The organism is Streptococcus mitis (genome assembly GCF_001579035.1).
Taxonomy (GTDB): domain Bacteria; phylum Bacillota; class Bacilli; order Lactobacillales; family Streptococcaceae; genus Streptococcus; species Streptococcus mitis_J.
On sequence record NZ_KQ970352.1, the window covers coordinates 1 to 268 of the forward strand.

Consider the following 268-nt stretch of genomic DNA (forward strand, 5'->3'; position numbering starts at 1 on the left):
TGAAGCGCAGGGATATTATTACCAAGAAGTTTATGGGGTGGAAACTGGTCGATCGCTACCGTCCTCTCCTCGTTCTGCTCTTGCTGGGCTATAGTCTCCCTCTTCTAGTCTTGATTTTCTTTGCCCATGCGCTCTTGCCGCTTCTGCTGTTTGCAGGCTTTACATGTCTGGATATACTATTTGTGCTAGTTTTGGCTTCTAGGATGGAGAAAAGAAGTCTAGTAGAATTATTGAAAGGGGGCATTTTATGATTGAGTTGGAAAATATT

At 43.3% G+C, this 268-nt stretch carries 1 pseudogene; it reads left to right on the plus strand.

What is annotated here, in order from left to right:
- Nucleotides 1-251 (plus strand): annotated as a pseudogene (locus SMIDD26_RS11020) (DUF1430 domain-containing protein); the annotation flags it as partial.
- Between the last annotated feature and the right edge of the window lie 17 nt (nucleotides 252-268).